15 protein-coding genes are annotated in these 16535 nt (G+C 58.0%); all 15 read right to left on the bottom strand.

The genetic code is table 11. From position 1 onward, the window contains the following. Positions 1-102 precede the first annotated feature (102 nt). Genes N5W20_RS09050 through N5W20_RS08980 form a run of 15 tightly spaced genes read right to left on the bottom strand, consistent with a single transcriptional unit; the run spans position 103 to position 16427 of the window. Positions 103-741: a precorrin-8X methylmutase gene (locus N5W20_RS09050; protein WP_319806814.1), complete on the bottom strand. Its 639-nt coding sequence runs from the start codon at positions 739-741 to the stop codon at positions 103-105. Then, the gene (locus N5W20_RS09045) at positions 738-1901 is read right to left on the bottom strand and encodes a hypothetical protein (RefSeq protein ID WP_319806813.1); all 1164 of its coding nucleotides are present in this window, start codon (positions 1899-1901) and stop codon (positions 738-740) included. Before N5W20_RS09045 ends, N5W20_RS09050 begins: the two co-directional genes overlap by 4 nt. 51 nt (positions 1902-1952) lie before the next feature. Continuing rightward, a complete protein-coding gene (locus N5W20_RS09040) occupies positions 1953-3446 on the bottom strand; it encodes an NADH-quinone oxidoreductase subunit N (protein WP_319806812.1) in 1494 nt (497 codons plus the stop codon). An 11-nt stretch (positions 3447-3457) separates the two neighbouring features. Further along, a complete protein-coding gene (locus N5W20_RS09035; RefSeq protein WP_319806811.1) occupies positions 3458-4939 on the bottom strand; it encodes a complex I subunit 4 family protein in 1482 nt (493 codons plus the stop codon). Positions 4940-4941: 2 nt separating this feature from the next. Beyond that, complete coding sequence (gene nuoL / locus N5W20_RS09030) at positions 4942-6780, bottom strand: NADH-quinone oxidoreductase subunit L (protein ID WP_319806810.1); 1839 nt, start codon at positions 6778-6780, stop codon at positions 4942-4944. A gap of 4 nt (positions 6781-6784) precedes the next feature. Continuing rightward, positions 6785-7096: an NADH-quinone oxidoreductase subunit NuoK gene (gene nuoK / locus N5W20_RS09025; RefSeq protein WP_319806809.1), complete on the bottom strand. Its 312-nt coding sequence runs from the start codon at positions 7094-7096 to the stop codon at positions 6785-6787. Positions 7097-7098: 2 nt separating this feature from the next. After that, positions 7099-7611, bottom strand: coding sequence for an NADH-quinone oxidoreductase subunit J (nuoJ, locus tag N5W20_RS09020; RefSeq protein ID WP_319806808.1), 513 nt, complete (start codon positions 7609-7611; stop codon positions 7099-7101). A gap of 2 nt (positions 7612-7613) precedes the next feature. Then, positions 7614-8126: an NADH-quinone oxidoreductase subunit NuoI gene (nuoI, locus tag N5W20_RS09015; protein ID WP_319806807.1), complete on the bottom strand. Its 513-nt coding sequence runs from the start codon at positions 8124-8126 to the stop codon at positions 7614-7616. Between the two features lie 10 nt (positions 8127-8136). Beyond that, positions 8137-9093, bottom strand: a complete 957-nt coding sequence (gene nuoH / locus N5W20_RS09010) for an NADH-quinone oxidoreductase subunit NuoH (RefSeq protein ID WP_319806806.1) — start codon at positions 9091-9093, stop codon at positions 8137-8139. Next, positions 9093-11801, bottom strand: a complete 2709-nt coding sequence (nuoG, locus tag N5W20_RS09005) for an NADH-quinone oxidoreductase subunit NuoG (protein ID WP_319806805.1) — start codon at positions 11799-11801, stop codon at positions 9093-9095. Before nuoG ends, nuoH begins: the two co-directional genes overlap by 1 nt. A gap of 13 nt (positions 11802-11814) precedes the next feature. Continuing rightward, the gene (nuoF, locus tag N5W20_RS09000; protein WP_319806804.1) at positions 11815-13131 is read right to left on the bottom strand and encodes an NADH-quinone oxidoreductase subunit NuoF; all 1317 of its coding nucleotides are present in this window, start codon (positions 13129-13131) and stop codon (positions 11815-11817) included. Then, the gene (gene nuoE, locus N5W20_RS08995; RefSeq protein ID WP_319806803.1) at positions 13118-13636 is read right to left on the bottom strand and encodes an NADH-quinone oxidoreductase subunit NuoE; all 519 of its coding nucleotides are present in this window, start codon (positions 13634-13636) and stop codon (positions 13118-13120) included. Before nuoE ends, nuoF begins: the two co-directional genes overlap by 14 nt. Next, complete coding sequence (nuoC, locus tag N5W20_RS08990; protein WP_320414757.1) at positions 13623-15386, bottom strand: NADH-quinone oxidoreductase subunit C/D; 1764 nt, start codon at positions 15384-15386, stop codon at positions 13623-13625. The genes nuoE and nuoC overlap by 14 nt, the downstream gene beginning before the upstream one ends. Positions 15387-15400: 14 nt before the next feature. Further along, positions 15401-16042 (bottom strand): NADH-quinone oxidoreductase subunit B, encoded by a 642-nt coding sequence (locus tag N5W20_RS08985; RefSeq protein WP_319806802.1) that lies wholly within the window; start codon positions 16040-16042, stop codon positions 15401-15403. 4 nt (positions 16043-16046) lie between these two features. Further along, a complete protein-coding gene (locus tag N5W20_RS08980; protein ID WP_319806801.1) occupies positions 16047-16427 on the bottom strand; it encodes an NADH-quinone oxidoreductase subunit A in 381 nt (126 codons plus the stop codon). Positions 16428-16535 lie beyond the last annotated feature (108 nt).

Below are 16535 nucleotides of genomic sequence, written 5' to 3'. Positions count from 1 at the left end.
GCAATAACGGTGAATGCAGCGCTCATTTATCACAGATCGTGCGGGATCAAAACTTTCCGGCCCTGACGGATGATCGCGGTGCTGAAAAAACGTTTTGCGCGCTCAATCTTCCCGGGGCGAGGCGAGCGCATTGACGCAGGAAGCCGCCAGTGCGCTCCCCCCGAGGCGGCCCCGCACAATGGCGTGCGGGCCGTAAGCCCCCTGCGTAAGCGCTTGCTTGGATTCCGCCGCGCCGACGAAACCCACGGGCATACCGATAATGGCGGCCGGGTTCATGGCACCCGCGCGCATATGCTCCATCACGCGGAACAACGCCGTCGGGGCATTGCCAATCACGATCAGCGCCCCTTCCGCCTGCGGAAGCCACAAATCAACCGCCGCGGCTGAGCGCGTATGGCCGATTTGCTGTGCATGATCCGGGACATCGGGATGGCGCAAGGTGCAGATGACTTCATTATGTGCAGGCAGGCGCGCGCGCGTGACACCTTGCGCCACCATCATCGAGTCACACAAAATGGGGGCACCTTGTTTTAAAGCCCCGGTCGCCTTCTCAAAGAAATCCAATGAAAAGACGATGTGGTCCGTGATGCTGACCATGCCACAACCATGGATCATCCGCACCACGATACGCGCTTCATCCTGCGTAAAACGGGAGAGGTCTGCCTCCGCACGGATGATGCGGAATGACTCCGCATATATCGACGCGCCATCACGCGTGTAATCAATCACTAAGTCACTCATTTGCGCAAAGCGTCCGCTTCATTCTGCGATTTCAGCATGTCCCCGATCGCCTCCCGCGTCATGATTGGATGCGTCTCAGCGCATTGGGTGTTACCGTTTTTGATGACAGCGTAACCGTTTTCAGCCCCCACAAGCGTCACGTCGGCTTTGCCGGGATGGGCGCAGCCTTTACGACATCCTGAGACATGCAGACGCGTATTCGCCGTTAAAGTAACGGCAAAATAACGGGCATCCCGCATCGTGTCCATGTGCGCGTGCTCGCACCCCTCAATGCCACAACATGCGAAAATCTGCGCCATTTTGTCGTCAGGGTCTGTCACCAGGCAGGGCATGGAGAGGACTCTCGGCGTCATGAAGCCGCGGCCCGGCAAAAGTCGGATCTCGTCCACATTTTCTGCAATCTGACGGATGTCATCGCTTCTGAGCATGCCAAGCACAACGCCGTAGCCCCGCCAGCCTGAGGGAAGTTTGCCGATAAGATGGGGCAAAGGTGCAGCGTTCGCCGCGCGAGGCGACGCGATGCGACGTCCCGGTCGGGAGGTGGCACATGCCGCCGCGCATTCCATGATGGCGTCCACGACTTCCGCTGCCTCTAAAATGCGCGTTTCCTGGTCGCATCGGACACGCCATAAACGCCCTTCATAGCTGGCCGTGATATCCGCCACAATCGAACCGATCGGAAGAAACCCTCCGCCATCAATGCCGAAGCAAAATTTTGGCGGCAGGTCATCCAGAAGGGGATGTTGCGCTAAAGCCGCCATAAGGTTTGTGGCGATTTCAGCCGTTTCAGGCGCGCATTCCGGGTCAATGGCGTGAAGTGGGGACATTAGAACGGACTGTCGGATCCGTTCCAACGAAGGCGAAGCGTCGGACAATCCCGCGTCTGACAAAATCTGCTGGCATGTCGCGACGGATTGCGCCTGAAGGCCGCGAACTTGGAGATTGCCGCGCATGGTGACCTGCACAATGCCTCGCCCGTAACGCGCGGCGGTTTCTGCGAGTGTGTGAAGTTGCCCTGACTTGAGGACACCGCCCGGCGGCGTCAGGCGGATGAGAAAACCGTCTTTCGCTTCCATCGGCTTATGAAGGCCGGGACACCATCCTTTGACGAGCATCAGGTCATCCGCAAAGTAAAACGGGCGTCGCGGTGCATGTTTCATCACCCTAACGCCCGTTGATTACACACGCACCGCGCACGGTTTGTTACTGTCCTAGCCCGGCCCGGGCAGGGCACCGTTATGCTTCGATGGGTAGGAGGACAAAGCCGGCGACGTCGCGAGCGGCGGGGCCCCGATTTCAAGGCTCTGACTTCGCAAAATCAGCCCGTTCGGCAGCGCACCCAACATGACGGTCAGGCAAGCGAGAATAGTGATCAACGCCACATTGGAAACATTGGGGCTTTGCGGCGCAAGCTCATGCGTCTCATCGTTGCGGCCCGGCGTCATCATGACGAAGATCACGCGCAGATAATAGAAGAGTCCGATCACGCTGCTGATGACCAGCGCCGCAAGCAGCCAGTGGCGATGGGCTGCAAGTCCTGCCGCCGCAACATAGAATTTCGCAAAGAACCCGACGACAGGCGGAATACCCGCGAGCGATACGAGCGCGATGGACATGACGAGTGCCGCGAAAGGCCGCTTGCGCGCGAGCCCGTGCCATTGGCGAATATCACGGGATTGCGGCATGACACCCGCCATCACGGCAAAAACGGCCAGAGTCGATACCGTATAGGCAGCCAGGTAGAATGCCGCACTCGGGAAACCGTAGGGCATTGGCGAGAGGAAAGCGACCAGAAGGTAACCGATATGGGCAATGGAGGACCCGGCCATGAGGCGGCGAAGGTCTTTCTGCACGATCGCGAGCAAATTGCCACCGACCATGCTGAGGATCGCGACAATCGCGATTTCATCATATAAAATACCGGGCGCAAAAAGGTTGATCGTCGAGAAATAACGCATCATCGCCGCAAACACCGCGACTTTTGACGTGACCGCAACAATGACTGCAACCGGGATCGACGTCCCTTCCAGCACGTCAGCCAGCCAGAGGTGAAATGGCACCGCGGAGAGTTTGAAGAATAACCCCGTCAGGAAAAGCGTGAGCCCCGCATAAGCGATGCCGGGTGATGGAATATTATCCAGATTGGGGAAACGGAAGGTCAGTGAACCTGTTTCCGCATAAATCAGCGCGAAGCCGAAAAGCATCACCCCCGAGGCGACGCCGGAGAGGATCAAATATTTCATTCCCGCCTCACCCGCGAGGAGGCTGCGATTATTAAAGGCGATCAGTCCGATGAGAGACAGGCTCAATGTTTCAAGCCCAATGAAGAACGTGACGATCGACACCGCGCTCGTCATCGCGACGGCACCCAGGGTGGAAATCAGAAGCAGAATGTAAAATTCGCTCCCCGTCTGCGCATCACCCCCGCTCGCTTTGACCGGCGCCATGAGGATGACGGATATCGCGCAGAAAATGATCAGCAGACTGGTAAAGGTGCTCCATGAATCCAGCCGGAACAGTGTCAGCCCCTCAAGATGCGGCAGGATCTGCGGCATGGCGAGGCTGAAGGCCGCAGCTATCAGAATCAGGGCCGAAAAAACAGCGTCGCGCATGACGTGACGCCGTATAGCGACAAGCGCCATCAGGATCAGGCTGCCAGCACCGAGGACAAGCACGCCATTGGGGATAGTCGTTTGAGTCAACATGGAGGACGCCATCATGGAACCTGCTGCTCCTGTGCGATACGGGCCATTTCCGGGAGTGCCGGGTTGGATCGGTCAAGCACGGGCTGCGGATAAACGCCAAGCGCAATCAACAGCAGAGCCGCCCCGCCAAGGAGGGAAACATGCCGGTAGGAGACCGGACCAAGCGGACGCGCCTGATCCGACGTTTTCGGCCCGTAAAAAATGCGGAGCATCATTGTCAGAGAATAGACTGAGGAGAGGATGAGAGCTGATGCGGAGATAATCGCCATTGTGTGACTGACCGACCAGGTGCCGAGCAGCGTCAGGAATTCCCCGATGAAATTGCCGAGACCCGGCAGGCCCAGCGAGGCCGCTGCGAATAACATGGCCAGACCGGAAAATTGGGGCATGGCGGGCCATAAACCGCCCATTCTACCCATATCGCGTGTCTGGAGGCGATCCTCCAACAAGCCCGCGATGATGAAGAGCGCGCCCGTGCTGAGGCCATGCGCCACCATCTGGATGACCGCACCCTCAAGCCCGATTTTTGTCCCTGAGAAAATCCCGAGAAGGATAAAGCCCAGGTGACTGACGGAGGAATAAGCGATCAACCGCTTGAGGTCATTCTGCGCAAAAGCGATCCAGGCACAATAGATCAGACCGATCACGCCAAGCGTCATGGCAACCGGCGCGATCAATGGTGCCGCTGACGGGTAAAGCTCCCAGACAAAGCGGATCAGGCCATATCCGCCCGTTTTGGCCATTACGCCGGACAGAAGCAATGTCGCCGGGATGGGGGCCGAGGCATAAGTGTCCGGCAGCCAGGCATGGAAAGGCACCATCGGCAATTTGACGGCAAAGGCGATGAAAAAGCCCAGCATCAGCACGTAGGACCAACGGGATGATGCGGCCGTACCCGCGAGATCCGCGTAATCAAACGTCACGACTCCGGCCTCATGCTGATGCAACAGCACCACCCCGATCATGGACAGCATCATCAACAGGCCGCTGCCCTGCGTGAACATGAAAAATTTAAGCGCGGCGCGACCTCTATTCTCATCGCCCCAGATGATGATCAGCGCGAACATCGGCAGAAGCATCATCTCCCAGAAGAAGAAAAACAGCATCAGGTCGGTCGCGAGGAAGACACCACTCATACCGGCAACTGTCATAAGCAGCAGGCATTGAAACAAACCGCCGCGTTCCTTGACCTGTGCGCAGGGCAGTAAAATGCAGGGCAGCGCAATCAGGACATTGAGCCACAACATAATGAGGCTTAACCCGTCCATGGAGAGATGACAATTAATGCCGACAGCCGGGATCCAGGGGATGAGGAATTGCGCCATCCAGCCTTGCTGGCCATGAAGGGTGAACGGAATCAGAAGCGCACCCATCAACAGAACCGTCAGAACGCTGATCGTCCGCGGCAGGCGCATCCCGCCATTAAGGCCAAGAAGCCAGGCCAAAAGCCCGCCAATAAAGGGAATGAGAACGAGAGCAGGAAGTGCCAGCATCGTTATACCGCCAGATACAGGGCCACAACCGTCGCCGCGGCTACCCAGCACGCATAACGACGGACCTGACCGTTTTGGAATTTTGCGAACAACCAACCGAGGCTGTAAACCATCAGCCCCACCAAACCGTAAAAGCGGTCAATGAAGTCACTCTGATTAATGCGCGCCACGATTTCATAGGGACGTGAAACGGCCGCGTTATAAACCGCGTCAAAGCCCCAATCCGCACGCAATGTTTCAATCAGGACGCCTCCAGCCGGCTGCGGTGCCTGGTTTTTGGGGCGCCAGAGAAACCACGCCATCGTCACGCCGATCAACGGCACGATCGACCCGATAATGAGCAGCGCGCTGCCATGCTCTTCCGCGATGGGGCCGAGTACAGGGCGCAGCAGGTTCGAGAAGAGATGGACGGGGTAAATCGCGTCCGGGATCTGCATCCATCCGCCCGCGATGGAGAGCACGGCGAGGACCGACATGGGCAGCGCCATGGCGAGGCCCGTGCGCCCGTGATCATGCGTGCGCGTGCCGCCCCAGAAAACGATAAAAACGCAGCGGAAGATGTAGATCGACGTCATGAAGGCGCCCAGGAGCGCACCCGCCCAGTAAAGCGGCGCGACATTAAACGCGTCCTGAAGGATCATTTCCTTTGAGAAGTAACCTGCCGTCACCAGAGGTAAGCCAGCCAGCGCGGCGGAACCGATCAGGAAAGCAGCGAACACACCCGGCATACGCTGGCGCAGCCCCCCCATGCGGAAGATATCCTGCTCATGATGAAGGCGCAGGATAATCGTGCCCGCCGTCATGAACAGCAACGCCTTGAAAAACGCATGGGTCACGAGGTGAAAAATAGCACCATGCCAGGCACCGCAGCCAATCGCGAGATACATATAGCCAAGCTGGCTCATCGTCGAATAAGCAAGGATGCGCTTGATATCCGTCTGAACAAGCGCACTGCCCGCCGCCAGTAAAATTGTGACAAACCCGACAACGGCGCAGACATGCATGACGGCGGGTGTCAGCAGCAGGGCATCGTGGAGACGCGCCAGAAGATAAACCCCAGCCGTCACCATCGTCGCCGCGTGGATCAGGGCGGAAACGGGTGTCGGCCCTGCCATGGCATCGGGGAGCCAGGTCTGTAACGGCACTTGCGCGGATTTCGCCATGGCACCGCCAAGCAGGAAGAACATGCCCAGCGTCAGAAGATGATGCGGCAGACCGGGGGCGGCAAGGATGAGAGAGGGGATATCCAGTGTGCCCGCTGCCGTCGCGAAAACAAAGAGGCCGAGCAGAAACAACGCATCGCCGATACGCGTCACGACGAAAGCCTTGCGCGCCGCAAGGGCGTTCGGCCGCTCATGATACCAGAAGCCGATCAGGAGGTAAGAGCACAGCCCGACGCCTTCCCATCCAACAAACAGCACTGTGAGGTCGGAAGCGAGAACCAGCAGCAACATGGAGGCGACGAACAGCGTCATATAGGCGAAGAAACGCCCGATATCCTTGTCGTCATACATATAGGCGCAGGCATAGATCAGGATGAGGAAGCCCACACAGGACACGACAAGCAGCATGACGACGGAAAGCCTGTCCAGCGTCAGCCCGACCTGCGCCGAGAAATTATCGACACTGATCCAGTTCCAGAGGGTCGTGTGGATTGCGCCATCTGATACCGGACCGGCCAGAAAATTGCAGGAAACATAAATGGACAGAAGGGCGCACAGACCCATCCCGGCCCCGACGAGCAACGTTGTCGGCCGCGCTGACAGCCGTCCGCCCGTCAGGATCAGAATGACGGAAACAAGCAGTGGGCACAGAATAATGACAGGGAGCAACGATGCCATTGCCTCAACCTTTCAGACGGTTGCACGAGTCGGCATCGAGCGTTGCGTGCCCTGCCGCGTGCAGCCTTAAAACAATTGCCAACCCCACCGAAGCTTCGGCGGCAGCGTAGGCGATGATCATGATGAACATGATCTGGCCATCCGCCTGATGCCACTTATTCCCGGCCGAGATAAAGGCGAGCGCGACCGCGTTCAGCATGACTTCTGTCGAGAGCAGCATAAAAAGCAGGTTGCGGCGCACCATGACGCCGAAGAGGCCGATACTAAAGAGGAATGCGGCGATGATGAGACCCAGATTGGGATCACTGGCGTTCATGATCAGCTATCCTTCCCGATGCGGCGGCCGATGTGGTACGCGCTGACCAGCCCTGCCAGGAGCAGGAAGGAGGCAAGCTCAACCGTCAGCAGATAGGGCCGGTAAAGACTGTGCGCGACCAGGTCAGGCCCGATGACGTGGGTGTCAGTGATCACGGACCTGTCCGCCGCACTCATCCGATGGAAGCTCGTGACAAGCACGATCATCAGAAGCGCCGCCAGCCCACCAGGGCCCGCCCAGACATGCGGGGCCAACCAGGCCTTCTCACGCTGTTGATCAGACTGGCCAAGATTGACCATCATCACCACGAAGATAAAGAGAACCATCACGGCACCCGCATAAACAACGATTTCAAGCATCGCCGCAAGCGGGGCACCAAGCTGGTCAAAAACACATGCGAGCGCGATCAGCGACACCACCATGTAAAGCAGACCATGCACCGCGATCGTCCGGGTGACCGCCATCGCCGCAGCGCAGATGGCAACCAGCCCATAAATTTCGAGAAGATAATTCATACTCAGGGCATCAATGTATGAAGGTCGATCGGTTTGGCTTCATGCTCTGCCTCGCCCTTGTCTTTGCCGGGGATCTTAAGCCCGGACACGTTATAGAAGCTATAATCATGAACCTTCCCCGGCCCACTGATGAGAAGGTCTTCTTTCTCATAAACGAGATTCTGGCGCACATATTCACTCATCTCAAAATCCGGCGTGAGCTGGATGGCGTAAGTCGGGCACGCCTCCTCACAGAAACCGCAGAAAATGCAGCGTGAGAAGTTGATCTGAAAGAACTCAGGATACCAGCGCCCGTCCCGCTCACCCTTCTGGAGCGAGATGCAGTCAACCGGGCAAGCGGCAGCGCAGAGATTGCAGGCAACGCAGCGCTCCTCCCCGCTCGGGTCACGCGTCAGAACGATGCGACCGCGATAGCGCGGCGACAGATAGGGCTTAACCTCCGGATAGGGCACTGTCTCATTACGCTGAAACAGATGCAGGAAGGTGAGCCAGATTGTGCGGATAATTCCAAACATGATGCAGCCCTCAGCCGCCTGCGCGCAGCAAAATAACTGCGCCGGTAACGACAATATTCAACAGCGATAGCGGCAGAAGCACCTTCCAGCCGAAAGCCATCAGCTGGTCATAACGCGGGCGCGGCAGCGCGGCGCGGAGCAGGATGAAGAAGCAGATCAGCAGGAAAACCTTCAGCACAAACCAGATAAAAGGCGGCAGAAACGGACCATGCCAGCCACCTAAGTAAAGTGTGGTGACAAGCGCCGACGTCATGGCCATACCGGCATATTCCGCCAGATAGAACATACCGAACTTCATGCCGGAATATTCTGTATGGAAACCCGCCGTGATTTCATTCTCACCCTCCGGCAGGTCGAAGGGAAGACGGTGTGTTTCGGCGATACCGGCGATGAAGAAAATCACCGCGCCCAGAAATTGCGGGATAATGAACCACATATGGGTCTGCGCATCGACGATGGCGCGCAGACTGAAGGAGCCGGTGAGCATCACCACGCCCATGACGGACAGGCCCATAAACACTTCGTAACTGATCATCTGCGCCGCAGCGCGCATCCCCCCCAACAGGGCATATTTATTATTGGATGACCAACCGGCGAGCACGACGGAATAAACGCCCAGCCCCGCCATCGCAAAGACAAACAGTACGCCGACATTGAGATCCGAGGCGATGCTCCAGCTTGGCGTGATCGGCACAACCCCGAAAGCGAGGAGAACACAGAGAAACCCGATGATCGGGGCCAGCAGGAAGACCGGCTTGTCCGCAAAAGGTGGCACCCAATCCTGCTTGAAGAGCATTTTGATGGCGTCTGCCAGAAGCTGCAGCGACCCGAAAGGCCCGCACCGGTTAGGGCCCGGGCGATCCTGCAGAAAGCCGAGGAGGCGACGCTCCACCATTGTTGAGACAGCCGCAACGCCAAGGACGGCGAAGACGGTGACGACAATCATGACGTAAATCGGGAAAGTCATTAGCCGTTCCCCGCTGCATCCAGTTGCGCTGGCAATCTGAGTTCAATTTCGGTCCATGATGGTGTGCTCCATGCGCGCACGGCCATATGCGGTGGGCAGGTCACGACGCCTTCCGGCAGGGACGTATCCCCCCGGACAGGTAGCGTGACTTCCTGCCCGTCAAGCTTCAGGATCGCTATTGCACCCGCTGGCACCTGGCCCGAAATGCGCAGGAATGCCTCATCAGCACGCTGCTTGATGGCCGGCGATAAAGGTGCAAGTTCATCCGTCCCGAAGACACGATATTCCGGCAGAACCAATATCTGGCCCGGGCGGGCCGTCGGGGCATCAGGGGCCGTGCCGCGATAGGCACCCGCCTCAGCCTCACGTGGCTCTATCAACCGAACGCCGCTCGGCCCGCCGCGCATCTCGCCACCGATTTCCTGCTGGAAACGATTGAGAGACTGCTCGGAATTCCAGCCCGGCACGCGATAATAGGGCACGAGGCTCCCCGGCATATCAGGGCCGTAGGAACCCTCCATCGTGGCGCCCAGAGGCGTATCCGATGAATGAGGCGGCGCGACATCCTTAACACTGATGTGCGCGCGGATGGCGGTGCGCCCGCTGACGCGATCCGTCTGGCTGCGGAGCTGACGCCCTTCAAAACGGTAATCCGCATGCGGCGCGGCCTCGGAAGCACGGCTCAGGGCGGGAATATCCCGGCTGAGCGCACTGGCAACATCATCCAGCGTTTTCCATTTCGGGAAGTCACTGATCTGCGCCGCTTTTGCAAAATCGGCGATCCACCGCCATGCCACCTGAATGGGGGCGTCAGGATAAACCACCTGCAGAAAACGCTGCGCCCGCCCTTCAGCGCTGACAAGCGTCCCCTCGCACTCTGCATAACTGGCGGAAGGCACGGTGATGTCAGAGCGGATAGCGGTTGGCGTCACCGAATGCTCGATCACAACCAGTTTTTCCGCTGCGTCAATCAACGCGTTGAAACGCGTGTCATCAAGGCGGCGGGAGAGGTCATTTTCGAGGACGATCAATGTCGCGCCCTTTGCCTGAGCGCTGATTTCGTCAAGCGACAAGCCACCCATCAGGGCCATGCCGACGCTATTTGCCTCCGGCATGGCGAAGGCAATAGCGGGTGACTTACCCCGCGCTGTCAAAGCGCGCGCGATGTTGGCGGTCGCATGCAGCAGCGCTTCCGAGGCATATTGCAGCCCTGAGACGATTAGAGGCCGCTCTGCGCTCAATAAAAGGTCAGCCATGGCACTGGCTTGAGCCGCTTCATCTTCCGACAATCCGGCGATAATGGGCGCGCTGCCATCAATCTGATGCGCCACAGCGAAACCGATCCGCGCGATCATCTCCGGAAGCGCACGATAGGTCGAGGCCGCGAAAGCATCGAGGTCTGTCTGTGCGGGGGAGAGAACCATCAGCGGTGAGACCGTATCCTGACCCAGAGTGCGCACAGAAGCATCAAGCCATTGCGGCACGCGGGCCTGGTCCGCCGCTTTATTGCAGGCGGAACGTTTGATCTGCCGGAGGGCAAGGCTCATACGCGGCGCCGTCGCCGTGATATCCTCACCGAGGATGACGGCACCGTCAGATTTTTCCATTTCCGCCATCGTTGCGACTTTTGCGGGCGTGACCTGCATCAGCTCAACAGCCAGATTGACGAGATCGTGATGCGGCACCGCCATGCCGGACGAGAAATTCTCCGCCCCGACAAGGGTCCGCAATGCAAAATTGGACTCCAGCGACGCGCGGGGTGACCCGATACCGAGAAGCTTCGTCCCGGACGCGATGCGCCCAAATTCTTCCAGCACGGTCTGGACGGGCGCGGCTGTCATCTCACCATTGACGACATAACCGGCCGCGCGCAGGCGTGTCTCGGCATTGACCCAGCCATGACCGAACCGGCCACGGTCACAAAGGAAGTACCGGTTGACGTCATTATTATAACGATTGACCGTACGACGCACGATGCCCGCGCGCTCATTAATAATGGTGTTACAGCCGGAGGCACAATTGGCGCAGACAGAAGGCGCGCCCCGCATGTCCCATTTACGGCTATATACTTTGGAGAAAGGCTTGTCCGTGAAGACGCCGGTCGGGCAGACTTCAATCAGATTGCCACTGAAAGGGCTCTCCAGCGTGCCGCTCTCATGACGACCGAAATAGACATTATTATGTGACGCGAAAACGCCGAGATCGCCGCCGCCTGCATAATCCTTATAGAACCGCACGCAGCGATAACAGGCAATGCAGCGATTCATCTCATGTTTGACGAAAGGGCCGAGATCCTGATTATTGTGGGTGCGCTTATCAAAGCGATAGCGGCGCTCACGATGCGCGGTCATGACCGTCATGTCCTGAAGATGGCACTCACCACCCTCCTCACAAACCGGGCAATCATGCGGGTGGTTGGTCATCAGCCATTCAACGACCTCTCCGCGGAATTCCTTCGCTTCCGGATCCTCGACTGAAATAATGGCGCCTTCCGTCACAGGCGTCATACACGCCATGACGATGCGTCCGCGCGTATCTTCAGCATTCGCAAATTGCTTGACGGCGCATTGTCGGCACGCCCCGACGGAACCCAGCTCCGGATGCCAGCAGAAATAGGGCAGATCCGAGCCTGACTCCAGACATGCCTGTAAAAGGTTCTGATCTTCCCGCGTTTCAACTTCGCGGCCATCGATCGTAATTTTAGCCATCGGGCCGGTACTCCTAAGCCGCCTGCTCAGCTGAACGACCTTGCGAGAAGGTGCAGCGTTGCTGGCGGATATGTCTCTGAAAATCCTCTGCGAACAATGTCAGGCCGCTTGAGAGTGGCGCGATCGCGCCCGGGGCGTGCGCACAGAAAGTGCGGCCCATCGGCCCGATCATGCGGGCCGCATCATGAAGGCGGTCTATATCCTCCTGCGTGCCTTTTCCATCTTCGATCACGTTCAGGAGGCGTTCCACCCAGGGAAGACCGTCGCGACAGGGTGTGCACCAGCCGCAGGATTCCTGTGCAAAGAAATGCTCAAGATTTTTCAACATGCCGATCGGACAGGTCCGATCATCCAGAAGAATGGCGAGACCCGTGCCGAGACGGCTGCCCGCTTTCTCCGGAGATGGATAATCCATCAGGATATTTTCATGCTCCGCCCCGAGAAACGCCGTGGACGCGCCACCGGGCAGGAAGGCACGCAGCTTATAGCCATCCTGCATCCCGCCAGCATATTCATTCAGGATCACCCCAAGGGACGTGCCAAGCGGAAGTTCAAACACGCCGGGATTTTTCGCTCGTCCACTCACGCCGTAAAGTTTGGTGCCGCCATCTTCACAATTACTGAGGCCAAGATACCAGTCATTGCCGTTCGCGAGGATCGGGGGGACATTGCTGAACGTCTCAATATTATTGACGACGGTCGGCGCACCCCACAAACCACCCACCTGCGGGAAAGGCGGCTTACTGCGTGGATTGGCGCGGCGACCTTCCAGCGCGGTGATCAGCGCCGTTTCCTCACCGCAAATATAGCGCCCGCCACTGGGGTGGACGTGAATATCGAAGTCAAATCCGGAGCCCTGAATGTTCTTCCCGAGCCACCCGGCCTCCCGCGCCTGAATGACCGCTTTCTGCAGCCGCTCAAGCCCCAGATGATATTCCCCGCGCAGAAAGATGATGCCGTGATCCGCCTGAATGGCGTGCCCGGTGATCATCATGCCTTCAATCAGCTGAAGCGGATTGCCCTCAACAAGGATGCGATCCTTGAAAGTGCCCGGTTCCATCTCATCGCCATTGGCGACGACATATTTGAGACGGTCTTTCGCGGGCTCCTTCGGGACGAAACTCCATTTGAGACCCGTATTGAAGCCAGCGCCCCCGCGCCCGCGTAATTTGGAATTTTTGACTTCCTCAATCACTTCATCCGGAGACATGGTCAGGGCACGGCGAATACCGCGCCAACCGCCGCGCGCCTCATATTGCGCGGGATCGAGCGGTGCTTCACGGTTGACCAGCGCCGTGAGCGGCTGCTTTTCCGGGTTAGGCGTGGTCATGATTTTTGCTCCTGACATCATCGATGATGGCATCGATATCCTCGGGGCGGACAGGGCCATACAGCTCCTTGCCGATCAGCATTGCAGGCGCGTGGTCGCAATGCCCGAGGCAGACAATCGGTAGAAGGGTGAATTCACCGTCAGATGTGGTTTCACCCATTTTGATCTGCAATTTTTTACAGAGGCGATCCCGCGTCTGCTCCTGCCCCATAAGCCAGCATGAGACACTGTCACAGAGCATGATGACGTTTTTGCCAACAGGCTTTCGGAATAACAGATTGAAGTAAGTCGCGATCCCGTCCAGATCGGCGGGCGTCATGCCCAGAACCTGCGCGGTCTGGGCAAGATGCGCGTCGCTGATCCAGCCGAAGCGCTCCTGCACCAGTCTCAATGCCTCAATCGAAGCGCCGCGCGCGTGATGCTCATGCGCAGCCATGTCGCGGAAGGTCTGCACCAGGTCAGAAGGGAGTTCGGCGTTTTGTGCCGTGTTATCAGCGGTCGACATCGGCCATCACAAAATCAATGCTTCCCAGAATGGCGATCAGGTCCGCGATCATCGCGCCTTTCGCCAGGAGGGGAATTTGTTGCAGGTGAATGAAAGAGGGCGTGCGGATACGCGTACGATAAGAGGACGTACCGCCGTCACTTGTCAGATAATATTGATTGAGGCCCTTCGTCGCTTCAATACAGCTCCGCACCTCACCTGCCGGCATGACAGGCCCCCAACTGACGCCCACAAAGTGATGAATCAGCGTTTCAATATCATGCATCGTACGCGGTTTTGGCGGCGGCATGGCCAGAGGATGCTCGGCCTTATACGGCCCTTCCGGCATGTTATCGAGGCAGAAGCGGATAATGCGGAGACTCTGCCGGATTTCCTCCATATGGACGGCGGCGCGATCATAGCAATCACCATTTGCGCCGGTCGGGATGTCGAAATCGATCTGATCATAGCCGGAATAAGGCGCGACCTTGCGGTAATCCCACGCCAGCCCCGTCGCGCGCAGCCCCGGCCCCGTCACGCCCCAATCCACGGCTTCAGCCGTGTTATAAACGCCGACACCCTTTGTGCGCCCGCGGAAGATGGGGTTTTTCATGACCATCTTGTCATACTCATCAAGGCGCTTCGGCATGAAATCGAGGAATTCCCGGACCTCTTTCTCCCAGCCGATCGGGAGATCCATCGCCACGCCGCCAATACGGAAGAAAGCCGGATGCATGCGGAAGCCGCAGATCTTCTCAATGATGCTGAACACGCGCTCACGATCATTGAACATATAGAAGACGGGGGAAAGTTGCCCCAGATCCTGCACCATCGTCCCATAGAAAACGAGATGGCTTGAGATGCGGAAAAACTCAGCCAGCATGACGCGCATTAATTGCGCGCGCGGTGGGACGGTGATCCCCGCAAGTTTCTCAACACCGAGAACATAGGGGAAGTTGTTCATCACCCCGCCGACATAGTCGATACGGTCAGTATAGGGGATGAAGGAGTGCCAGGTCTGGCGCTCAGCCATTTTCTCAGCGCCGCGATGGTGGAAACCGATATCCGGTACGGCATCCACGATTTCCTCACCCTCAAGCTGCAGGACGATGCGAAAGACACCGTGCACACTGGGGTGGTTCGGCCCGAGATTAAGGAACATGAAGTCGCTATTATCGGAGTGCCGCTTCATTCCCCAGGCTTTGGGGTCAAAGCGCAGGGCTTCCTGCTCGTCAAACACTTCGTCTTCCGACAAAGTGTAAGGTGGCCGCTCCGTCGCGCGGGCGTAATGGTCTTTACGCAGGGGATGCCCGACCCAGCTTGGCGGCGTCATGATACGCGTGAGGTGCGGGTGCCCTTCAAACACAATCCCGAAGAGATCCCAGACTTCCCGCTCCAGCCAATTGGCGTTGGGCCAGATATCCGTAATAGTCGGAAGGTTCAGGGCATTGACATCCAGAGGCACCTTCAGGCGCACCTCATCCAGCGGGCCGGAAAAGGATTTGACGTGATACACCACGGTGAAATCCGCGTCCGGCAATCCCTGGCGGTGCTTATGCTCACGCTCATCAAGCGCTGTGAGGTCAAAAAGCATCCGCAAGGCACCATCGGCCTTCAGGGATTTCAGGAGGGCGTGGATCTGCCCGCGTCGCACCCAGAAGGTGGGAACACTGTCACGCGTCGCCTCCTCAAGCAGGACGACATCCTGCGACCTGGCGGCGACGAAAGCCCCGAGCGGGCTTCCCTTCAAGCGTTCAGTCACTTCAGTCATAACAACCCCGGCCTTTATACGGTATCTGGCGTGCGCAGGAAGGTCGCTTTGCGACGCTCATCCCGTTTAAGGTCGCGCATGCTCTGCGGTGTCACCTTCGTGACGCCCTGATCACCGATCATCCAGCTGAGCGGCCGCCGCTGCTTGCCGATAGAGTCCTGAAGCAGCATGAGCCCTTCAATCAGGGCATCCGGGCGGGGCGGACAGCCAGGGACGTAAACATCGACCGGCATAATGGTGTCAACACCCTGCACGACACTATAAATGTCGTACATACCGCCCGAATTCGCGCAGGAGCCCATGGAGATCACCCAGCGAGGCTCAAGCATCTGGTCGTAAAGATATTTCACGATCGGCGCCATTTTGCGGAAAACAGTGCCCGCGATGATCATGAGATCCGCCTCTCGCGGCGTGGCGCGCAGAACCTCTGACCCGAACCGGGCAATATCGTAACGACTCGTCAAGGCCGTGGCTGTCTCAACATAGCAGCAGGAAAGACCGAAGTTGAACGGCCAGACAGAGTTTTTCTGCCCCCAGGAGATGAAGTCCTGCAATTTGCCGACGACGACATTGCGGCGCACATCCTCCTGGGCAAGGAGCTCCTCCGGCTTTTGCAACCGCGGCTGGCCGACGGCTGAGGTTAAGGTCCAGGACATAATTTTAAACCTCGCGCTTGGGTATCTTGACGAGCTCGGCAGGCGTGTTCTGCGGCGGTCGCACCTTCGCGCGGCGCAGTTTGGGGCCCCATTCCAGCGCGCCGCTGCGCCAGAGGTAAACGAGTGCCAGAGTCAGAAAAACGATAAAACTCATAATCGTGATGAAAGCGGGCCACCCCATCTGCCGCGTTACCGTCGCCCAGACATAGATGAAAACGCCCTCAACATCGAAAATAACGAAAAATACCGCCAACAGATAATATTGTGCCGGGAGGCGCAGCCGCGCTGAACCCGTCTCCATAATGCCGGACTCGTAAGGGAGACTCATGGAGCGCCCCCGCGCCGCACCGACGCGCCGCGGGCCTATAGCAGCGGACAGAGCCACGACAATACACAAAAATACCACGGTGAACGCGATATAAATGAGAAGAGCGTGATCAACAAAAATTTGAGTCACTGGAACGACTACCTATTTCGACGGGACCAAAGGCCG

Origin of the sequence: Candidatus Kirkpatrickella diaphorinae (assembly GCF_025736875.1) — a bacterium.
GTDB lineage: Bacteria > Pseudomonadota > Alphaproteobacteria > Acetobacterales > Acetobacteraceae > Sorlinia > Sorlinia diaphorinae.
Note: the sequence above shows the minus strand (reverse complement) of the source record. Positions and strands in the feature narration are given on the sequence as shown.